Consider the following 9,162-nt stretch of genomic DNA (forward strand, 5'->3'; position numbering starts at 1 on the left):
CCTCTCAGGTACGGCCCCGTGACGTGCGCCGAGCTCACGCCTGGGGCGCGACCTCCACCACGGGAGGTGCGGGGACGTCGTCGTCGGTGGGCGGGGCGTTCCGCCGACGACGCCGGAAGCGCACCACGCCGACGACAAGGCCACCCAGCAGGGCGAGCGGCAGGACGACGACCCCGAGGCCGAGCCACAGGGCCAGGCCGGAGCGGCTCGTCGTGGTCTCGGCGAGCGCGGCGGCGTCGTCGAGCTCGCCCTCGTCGAGCGCGGTGCGTGCGTCGGCGGCCGTCTGGTCGACGTCGAGGAGCCGCTCCCCCAGCTCGGTGAAGGGGTCGCCGTCGGCCGCGACCGTGCTCGACGCCTCGCCGACCTGCTCCACCACCTCGACCGCCTGCGGGAGCACGGTCGCCAGTGCCGTGTACTCGTCGTCCTCGCGGGCGTTCTCGTACAGAGCGCGGACGGCAGCGGGCTCGGGCAGCCCCACCTCGGCGGCGGCGTCCTGCACCGCGCCCGCCTGCTCCGCCGACGAGCTGATCGTCGTGACGATCTCGTCGGCACGCGGGTAGCGCCACTGGGTCATGGCCGATCGGAGCCCGACGGGAGGCTGCCAGTCGCCGTCGGCCTCGTCGAGCGTCGTGTATGCCGTGAGGGCGTCCGTCCGCTCGTCGAGCCGGTCGTGCTCGTCCGCGTCCACCACCCAGGTCCGCATGACCTCGTCGCCGCCCGTGACACCGGCACGGACCTCGACCAGGTCGAGGAAGCGCCGCCACTGCGTGCGCGTGCTGTTCACCTCGACCGAGCCCGGGACCTCGAAGGCACCCTCACCGGCGTACGCGGCCGCCACGACCTCGGTGAACGTCTCGTCGTCGAGGTCGCCGAGCAGCTCGGAGACCGCCGTGAAGGCGGCCGGGTAGGCGTAGTCGTCGATCTCATGCGTGAGCTCGGACTCGGGCTCCTGCCAGTCCACCAGCGGCAGCGCGTGCTTCGCGGAGCGCTGGGGGGCGTCCCGCGGTTCCGACGTACCGCCGGTCCTCTCCACCACGCGGTGCGCCACGACCTCCGTGAGCCCCTCGTAGAGCCAGCGGCCCTCGATGTGCTCGGGGTTGAGCCACGCATGGGTCAGCTCGTGAAAGAGGAGCGCCTCGTCGAGGTCCTCCGGGATGACGATCTCCTGCTCGTCCGGGTCGAACCACGCGTACCCGAGGACCTGCGGCGAGACGTCCTCGCGGATCGTCTCCAACCCTCCCGGCCACGAGTGCCCCAGCATCTCCTCGACGACGGGCAGACCCGCCGTCACCTGCTCGTCGACGAAGTCGATCCACTCGTCGTCACCGGGGAAGCTCCGCAGGGTGAGGGTGACGTCGCCGACCTCGATCTCGCGCTCGTCGGCCTCCTGCGGGTCGCGCGCGGACACGATCGCCCAGATGCCGAACTCGTCGGTGCTGTCCGTCGCCGTGTAGGTGACGGTCTTCCCCGTGCCCCTCCGTTCGAAGATGTCGGCCGTGGCGTCGAACGACATCGACTCCGGCAGCACCACCTCCACCTCGACCTCGCCCGGGTCGCCCACGCCCTGCGCCGGGAACGTGGCGTACCCGCGCCCGACGCGCGTGTACCCGGGCGAGCGGATCGGCTCGCCCGGGATGGTGTAGGTCCACTCGACGGTCCGCGTCCTGCCGTAGTTCAGGGGCGAGAAGGCGGCGGTCGCGAACGTCGTGTTCGGGTCGTCCGAGGGCTCCAGCGTGACCCGCAGGTCCGCGCCGCCGCTCACCGCGCGCACATCCTCGGCGCTCGACGGGACCGGGATGGCGTACTCGTCCCAGTAGTAGAAGTAGGCGCCGTCGCCAGGGGTGTCGTTGCGGAGCGTGAGCGTCACGGTCGCGTCGACCTCACCACCGGACGCCGAGTACTCGAACCTGCTGTGCGAGCCCTCGAACAGCCCCTCCTGGGCGGCCGCACCCGGCCCGACGAGGAACGTCGACCCCACGAGGAGCGCCGCTCCGACGGCGACGGCAGCGCCGCGCACCCCTGCACCCCTGCGTGCTGCTGCCACCGTCTGCGCCGTCCGTCCGCTGCGTCGAGAACCCCTGCCGGACACCTCCGCGGCCGGTCCTCGTGCAGACCTGGTGGGCGTCGTCGGGCGGAACTGTATCGCGGAACGGGACCCGCGCGGGACGGCGAGGTACAGCCGGACGAGCGGCTCAGCCGCGGCGGCCGCGGCGCGCGCCGAACGGCCCGCCCACGAAGACCCCGAGGCCGAGGACGAACCCGACGTCGTACCAGTTGCCGTTGTTGTGCACCTCGTAGATCGTCACGTCGTCGGTGAACAGGGAGACGACGAACGTGAACGGCAGGATGATCCCCTGCCAGAGACCGAGCCAGAACCCCGCGACGTCGCCGTCCGGGGAGGCCGTGCCGAGCTCGGGGTTGGGGCCGGCCGCACACGCTCCCAGCGCGAGCACCACCAGGACGAGGCCTGCGGCGACCAGCCCGCGCGCACGTCGTCGGTGGTCACGGACCCCGGACCGTTCTCGCTGCTGCCTGTCTGCGGTGCTCATCGCGAGACCTCCTCGACGCGGCGTCACGCATCCCGGCGGGGTCGATCCCGCCACGCCCCAGTGGACCACAGCGCCCAGAGCACGAGCAACGGTTGGAACAGCAGGCGGATCGCGCGGGCGCGGTCGGTGTCGAGCCCGAACCCGTCCGTCTGCGTCACGTACTGCGAGATGTTCCCGGGGAAGATCGCGACGAAGAACGCCGCGGCGAGCCAACCCACCGCGACCCGACGCCGGGGCAGGACGAGCAGCGCTCCCCCGAGCCCGATCTCGACGAACCCCGAGGCGAGGACGACGGTGTCGCCGTCGAGCGGGACCCAGTCCGGGACCTGCGCGAGGAACTCCTCGCGCCCGAAGGTCAGGTGGCTCGTCCCGGCGGTGAGCAGGAGCGCGCCGAGCGCCCACCGCCCGGCCGTACGCCGCCGAGTGGTCGGCGGGGCGGGTGCCAGGAGGGAGCGGACGAGGGACCGGGTGCGAGGTCGGGTCACTCCAGCATCGTGCCACGCACCCGAGGGCGGCACCCGGCGACGACTTCCGAGGAGAGTCCGGCGCCCTGTGACATAGGCCCGCCTGCGGGCGGTCAGGGAACACCGACGCTCGCTCGTGCGTTATGTCACAAGACCCTCCGGGCGCCCGTGCCGGCGAGCAGTAACGCCTCGCGGCGACGTGCCCGACGACATGAGGAGGTTGTATGGCACGACTGACCAAGCGTGTGGAGTTCGAGAACGACCACGGCGAGATCGTCCGCTACGTCCGCCACGAGAACGGCGGGGGCCTCGTCGCCCCCACGGCTCGGGTGCACCCGAGCGCCATGCTCGCCCCGACGGCGTACGTCGAGGCGGGCGCGCGTGTCGGCGCCGGGACGCGCGTCGGGGCGGGCAGCTGGTTGGACCACGACGCGCAGGTCGGCGAGGACGTCGTCATCGGCGACGCGGTGCACGTCGGTCCGTGTACGCGCGTCGGCGACGCCGCACGCCTCGGCAGCCGCGCGCAGATCGGCCGGGACGTCGTCGTCGAGGACGGCGTGCGCGTCGAGCCCGACGCCGCCGTCCCCGACGGCACGGTGGTCACCCGCCGTACCGGTCCGGGACGCCGGGCCGGGCTCGACATCGCCGCGTAGCCGGGGCGCCGGACGCCCCGGACGCGTCAGGCGTCCATGACGGTGGCGATGACCACGGGCTCCCGGCGCGTCGTGCGGGCGATGTAACGGGCGACGGCCTTCGCGACGAGGGGCTCGAGGCGCGTGCTGTCGTCGATGCCGCGCTCCGAGGCCTGGGCGAGGGCCTTCTCCACGTCTGCCGCGGCGCCGTCGAGCGTGTGGTCGTCGTGGACGAACCCGCGGAAGATGTACTCCAGGGGCTCGGCGAGCTCGTTGGTCCCCGGCTTGAGGAGCACGAGGACGCTCACGACACCGCCGGCGCTGAGCTGACGACGCTCCTCGAGGGTGTTCTCGTTCGCCCGGCCCACGGTGGGGCCGTCGACGTAGACGAGGTCGGCCGCGACCTGGCCGCTGATCTTCGCGTGCCCGTCGACCAGGTCGACCGTGACGCCGTCGCGCGGGATGACGATGTGGTCCTCGGGGACACCCGTGCGGGCGGCGAGCGCCGCGTTGGCGTGCAGGTGCTTGGACTCGCCGTGCACCGGCATGACGTTGCGCGGGCGCAGGATGTTGTAGCAGTAGATGAGCTCGCCGGCGCTGGCGTGGCCGGACACGTGGACCTTGGCGTTGCCCTTGTGGACGACGTTCGCGCCGAGGTCGGTGAGCTTGTTGATGATGCCGTAGATGGCGTTCTCGTTGCCCGGGATGAGCGAGCTGGCCATGAGGACGGTGTCGCCCTCGCCGATGCGCACCTGGTGCTCGGAGTTCGCCATGCGCGCGAGCGCGGCCATGGGTTCGCCCTGCGAGCCGGTGCACACGAGCGTCACCTTGGACTCGTCCATGGATCGCGTCTTGTTGAACTCGACGACGAGACCGCGCGGGATCTTCAGGTAGCCGAGGTCACGGGCGATGCCCATGTTGCGCACCATCGACCGGCCGACGAACGCGACCTTGCGGCCGTGCGCGTGGGACGCGTCGAGCACCTGCTGGATGCGGTGGACGTGGCTGGCGAAGCTGGAGACGATCACCCGTCGCGGAGAGGTCGCGAACACCTTGTCGATCGCGGGCGTGAGCTCGCTCTCGGACAGGGTGAAGCCCGGGACCTCGGCGTTCGTGGAGTCCGACAGCAGCAGGTCCACGCCCTCGTCGCCGAAGCGCCCGAAGGCGGGCAGGTCCGTCAGGCGCCCGTCGAGGGGGAACTGGTCCATCCGGAAGTCGCCGGTGTGCAGGACGAGTCCCGCGGCCGTGCGGATGACGATCGCGAGACCGTCCGGGATGGAGTGGTTCACCGCGGCGAACTCGAGGTCGAACGGACCCGCCTTGTGCCGGTCCCCCTCGCTGACCTGGACGGTCACCGGGCGGATCTTGTGCTCCTTGAGCTTGGCGGTGATGAACGCCAGCGTCAGCTGCGAGCCGATCACGGGGATGTCCGGCCGCTCCTTGAGCAGGTAGGGCACACCGCCGATGTGGTCCTCGTGGCCGTGCGTGAGGACGATCGCCTCGATCTCGTCGAGCCGCCCGCGCAGCGACGAGAAGTCCGGGAGGATGACGTCGATGCCCGGCTGGGTCTCCTCGGGGAACAGGACACCGCAGTCGACGACGAGCAGCCGGCCGGCGTGCTCGAAGACCGTCATGTTGCGCCCGATCTCGCCCACACCGCCCAGCGGGGTCACGCGAAGGGCGCCCGGCGGGACCGGGGGCGGGGTGGTCAGGCGGCGCTGGTGGACGGTCTGCATCAGGTGAGGACTCCGAAAGGTTACGAGGGACGCTGGGGCCAGCCTAGGCGGTGCGGGGCACTCAGTGCTCCCCGCCCAGGTTCCCGGCGAGCCTGCCGTGCCGCGCGGCGCTGTCGGCGTTCATCCCGAGGATGGTCACGGACTTGCCCCGGGACTCGTACTTCCTGGTGATCGCGTCGAGCGTCGCCACGGTGGAAGCGTCCCAGATGTGGGCGTTCGTCATGTCGATGACGATGTTCTTCGGGTCGCCCGAGTAGTCGAACTGGTACACCAGGTCGTTCGACGAGGCGAAGAACAGCTCGCCCTCGACGGCGTAGACGCGCTGGTCGTCCTCGTCGGACGCGTCGAGGCGGGTCACGGTCGTGAAGTGCGCGACCCGCTGGGCGAAGAGCACCATCGCGACGAGCACGCCGACCATCACCCCGTACGCGAGGTTGTGCGTCCAGACCGTCACCACGACGGTCGCGAGCATCACGGCCGTCTCGCTCTTCGGCATCCGCCGCAGCGTGCCGAGCTGCACGGAGTGCCAGTCGAACGTGCCGACCGAGACCATGATCATCACCGCGACGAGCGCCGCCATGGGGATGATCGCGACGACGTCGCCGAGCCCCACGACGAGGATCAGCAGGAAGATGCCGGCGAGGAACGTCGAGATCCGGGTGCGCGCACCGGACGCCTTCACGTTGATCATCGTCTGGCCGATCATGGCGCAGCCGCCCATGCCGCCGAAGAAGCCGGTGATGACGTTCGCGGCGCCCTGGCCCCACGCCTCGCGCGTCTTGTTGGAGTGCGTGTCGGTGACGTCGTCGACGAGCTTGGCGGTCAGCAACGACTCGAGGATGCCGACGAGCGCCATCGCGAGCGCGAACGGCGCGATGATCTGGAACGTCTCGAGCGTGAACGGCACGTCCGGGACCAGGAGGGAGGGCAGGCTGTCGGGCAGCTCGCCTTCGTCGCCGACCGTCGGCACCGCGATGGCGGCGGCGACGGTGACCACGGTGAGGAGCACGATCGCGACGAGCGGCGCCGGGACCACCTTGGTGAGCCGCGGCATGAACACCATGATGGCGATGCCGACGGCGACCAGCGGGTAGACGACGAACGGCACGTCGAGCAGGTGCGGCACCTGGGACATGAAGATGAGGATCGCCAGGGCGTTGACGAAGCCGACCATGACCGAGCGCGGGATGAACCGCATGATCTTCGCGACGCCGAGGATGCCGAGGATCACCTGGAAGATCCCGGCGAGGATCACCGTCGCGATGAAGTACTCGATGCCGTAGTCACGGGCGACCGGGGCGATGACCAGCGCGACGGCCCCCGTCGCCGCGGAGATCATGGCGGGGCGTCCGCCGAGGAACGCGATCGAGACGGCCATGGTGAACGAGGCGAAGAGACCGAGCCGCGGGTCGACGCCCGCGATGATCGAGAACGCGATGGCCTCGGGGATGAGCGCCAGCGCGACGACGAGGCCGGCGAGGACCTCGACGCGCAGCCGCTTCGGCGACCTCAGGGCCGCGAGGACCGAGTGCGCCTCGTCGGCCTCGGGCGCAGCCTTGACGGGACGCGGGCCGGGCGCGGGGTCGGACAGTGGCGGGCGGGCGTCGTCGGTCACGAGAGATCCGTTCGGTCGTGGGCGCGCGGGCGCGGCCCGGTCTGGCCGGGTGTGCAGCGGGTGGCAGAGGGGCGCGTCAGCGCGCGGTGTGACAGGCCGGACGGCGACGGGAGAGGATCGGTCCGTCGCACCGACCCGACGAACTCTACCCTGACGTGAGGGTAGAGTTGCAACACCGCTGCACCACATCCCGGACGAGAGCAGGCCGTGCCCACCACACCTCCCCCGCCGCCGCGAGGCGCCGACGACCTCGGCGCGACGATCCACATCGGCGCGGTCGCCGAACGCACCGGCCTCTCCCTGCGCACCCTGCGGCACTACGACGACGTCGGACTCCTGCGCCCGTCCGCCCGCACCGAGGGCGGGTTCCGCCTCTACACCGAGCGCGACGTCGAGCGGCTGCTGCTCGTCCGGCGCATGAAGCCGCTCGGGTTCACGCTCGAGGAGATGGCGGACCTGCTGGACGCCGTCGACACCCTGACCGCCACGCCCGAGGGCGCGGACGCCGCCCGGGCACGCCTCGCGGAGCACCTCGCTGCGGCGCAGGAGCGCCGGGCCGACCTCGCCCGCAAGCTCGACATGGCGGACGAGTTCATCACGATCCTGCGCGCGGTCTGACGAGACGCCGCACCCCGTACCAGGCCGCCCCGGCGGCGAGCACCGCGGCACCGGCCACGACGGAGCCGACGGGCAGGGAGAACGCCACGACGAGGCAGCCGACGAGCCCGACGGCCGGCACGACGCGCGGCGGCCCGCCCTGGGCGCGCGGGAGCGTCCACGCGGACGCGTTGGCGATGGCGTAGTAGACGAGGACACCGAACGACGAGAAGCCGATCGCCGCGCGCACGTCGCCCGTCGCCGCGACCACCGCGACGACCAGGCCGACGGCGAGCTCCGCGCGGTGCGGGACGCCGAACCGGGGGTGCACCGCGGCCAGCGCGTGCGGCAGGTGCCGGTCGCGCGCCATGGCGAGCGTGGTGCGCGAGACGCCCAGGATCAGTGCGAGCAGCGACCCGAGCGCGGCGATCACGGCGCCGACCTGGACGACCGGCGCCAGCCCGGGCGCCCCGGCCGCGCGGACCGCGTCGACGAGCGGGGCGTCGGACGTCGCGAGGCCGTCCGGACCGAGGACGCGCAGCACGGCGACCGCCACGACCGCGTAGACGACGAGGGTCACCGCGAGCGAGATCGTGACGGCGCGCGGGATGGTGCGCGCCGGGTCCCGCACCTCCTCCCCCAGCGTCGCGATGCGGGCGTAGCCGGCGAACGCGAAGAACAGCAGCCCGGCCGCCTGGAGGATCCCGCGGGCACCGGCGTCGAGCGACATCGGCTCCCAGGGCGTGGCGCCCGTGCCGACGAGCGTGGTGACCACGACGGCGGCGAGCACCGCGAGCACGACGGCGACGATCACCCGCGTGAGGCGCGCGGACCGCTGCACCCCCCGGTAGCTCACCGCGGTGAGCAGGACGACTGCCGCGACGGCCACGGCGGGCGCGTGCGGCGGCGAGACGTACAGCCCGACGGTGAGCGCCATCGCGGCGCAGGAGGCCGTCTTGCCGACGACGAAGCTCCACCCCGCGAGGTAGCCCCAGAACGGGCCGAGGCGCTCCCGCCCGAACACGTAGGTGCCGCCCGAGGACGGGAGCACGGCGGCGAGCCGGGCCGACGACGTCGCGTTCGCCCACGCCACGACCGCGGCGACCGCGAGCGCGAGCAGCAGGGCTCCGCCCGCGGCCTCCGCGGCCGGCGCGAGGGCCACGAAGATCCCGGCCCCGATCATGGACCCGAGGCCGATCGATACGGCGTCGGCCAGGCCCAGCGACCGCTTCAGCTCGCTCATCGCCCACCCTGTCCTCGAGTTCCGTCGCGCACACCCTACGGCCCGTCCGACGTCGTGTCCGTCGAGCGTCCATCTATATTGATAGCCATCGATACAGCCCTTGCTCCCTGCATCGGCCCGTGTCAATATAGACGCAGTTCGATACAGCGACGAGAGGCGAGCACCATGACCGAGAACCAGAGCGAGAGCCCGATCGAGGACGTGGTGATCGTGGGGTCGGGTCCTGCGGGGTGGACGGCTGCGGTGTATGCGGCGCGGGCGGGGTTGGCTCCGGTGGTGGTGGCGGGGTCGGTGACGGCTGGTGGTGCGTTGATGAACACCACGGA

Annotated in this window: 9 protein-coding genes; 3 read left to right on the forward strand and 6 right to left on the reverse strand. The window is 72.0% G+C overall.

The features are described 5' to 3' along the window. Nucleotides 1–34: 34 nt before the first annotated feature. The 3 genes from OHL10_RS15015 to OHL10_RS15025 all read right to left on the reverse strand — a co-directional run bounded on the left by OHL10_RS15015 (nucleotide 35) and on the right by OHL10_RS15025 (nucleotide 2,995). Nucleotides 35–2,017 (reverse strand): hypothetical protein, encoded by a 1,983-nt coding sequence (locus OHL10_RS15015; RefSeq protein ID WP_265523030.1) that lies wholly within the window; start codon nucleotides 2,015–2,017, stop codon nucleotides 35–37. Between the two features lie 175 nt (nucleotides 2,018–2,192). Continuing rightward, nucleotides 2,193–2,549 (reverse strand): hypothetical protein, encoded by a 357-nt coding sequence (locus tag OHL10_RS15020; RefSeq protein WP_265523031.1) that lies wholly within the window; start codon nucleotides 2,547–2,549, stop codon nucleotides 2,193–2,195. Between the two features lie 23 nt (nucleotides 2,550–2,572). Beyond that, complete coding sequence (locus OHL10_RS15025; RefSeq protein ID WP_265523048.1) at nucleotides 2,573–2,995, reverse strand: DoxX family protein; 423 nt, start codon at nucleotides 2,993–2,995, stop codon at nucleotides 2,573–2,575. Between the two features lie 242 nt (nucleotides 2,996–3,237). Here OHL10_RS15025 and OHL10_RS15030 point away from each other — a divergent pair, with 242 nt between their 5' ends. Then, the gene (locus OHL10_RS15030; RefSeq protein WP_265523032.1) at nucleotides 3,238–3,666 is read left to right on the forward strand and encodes a transferase; all 429 of its coding nucleotides are present in this window, start codon (nucleotides 3,238–3,240) and stop codon (nucleotides 3,664–3,666) included. A gap of 26 nt (nucleotides 3,667–3,692) precedes the next feature. On the opposite strand, the gene OHL10_RS15035 is transcribed toward OHL10_RS15030, so the two are convergent. Together OHL10_RS15035 and OHL10_RS15040 are read right to left on the reverse strand one after the other, a co-directional pair. Further along, entirely contained in the window at nucleotides 3,693–5,381 is a 1,689-nt protein-coding gene (locus OHL10_RS15035; RefSeq protein WP_265523033.1) for a ribonuclease J, read from the reverse strand. Between the two features lie 61 nt (nucleotides 5,382–5,442). Further along, on the reverse strand, nucleotides 5,443–6,996 hold the full coding sequence (locus OHL10_RS15040) for a SulP family inorganic anion transporter (RefSeq protein ID WP_425499019.1): 1,554 nt from the start codon (nucleotides 6,994–6,996) through the stop codon (nucleotides 5,443–5,445). 207 nt (nucleotides 6,997–7,203) lie between these two features. On the opposite strand from OHL10_RS15040, the gene OHL10_RS15045 reads away from it, so the two are divergent. Next, nucleotides 7,204–7,614 carry a MerR family transcriptional regulator gene (locus OHL10_RS15045; protein WP_265523034.1) on the forward strand — a complete coding sequence of 137 codons (411 nt, stop codon included), beginning with the start codon at nucleotides 7,204–7,206 and terminating at the stop codon, nucleotides 7,612–7,614. On the opposite strand, the gene OHL10_RS15050 is transcribed toward OHL10_RS15045, so the two are convergent. Continuing rightward, nucleotides 7,592–8,836, reverse strand: a complete 1,245-nt coding sequence (locus OHL10_RS15050; RefSeq protein ID WP_265523035.1) for an APC family permease — start codon at nucleotides 8,834–8,836, stop codon at nucleotides 7,592–7,594. The two genes, OHL10_RS15045 and OHL10_RS15050, sit on opposite strands and share 23 nt — an antisense overlap. Before the next feature lie 165 nt (nucleotides 8,837–9,001). On the opposite strand from OHL10_RS15050, the gene OHL10_RS15055 reads away from it, so the two are divergent. Continuing rightward, a partial coding sequence (locus OHL10_RS15055; protein ID WP_265523050.1) for an FAD-dependent oxidoreductase occupies nucleotides 9,002–9,162 on the forward strand: 161 nt, incomplete at its 3' end.

Source organism: Oerskovia flava (assembly GCF_026163685.1).
GTDB lineage: Bacteria > Actinomycetota > Actinomycetes > Actinomycetales > Cellulomonadaceae > Oerskovia_A > Oerskovia_A flava.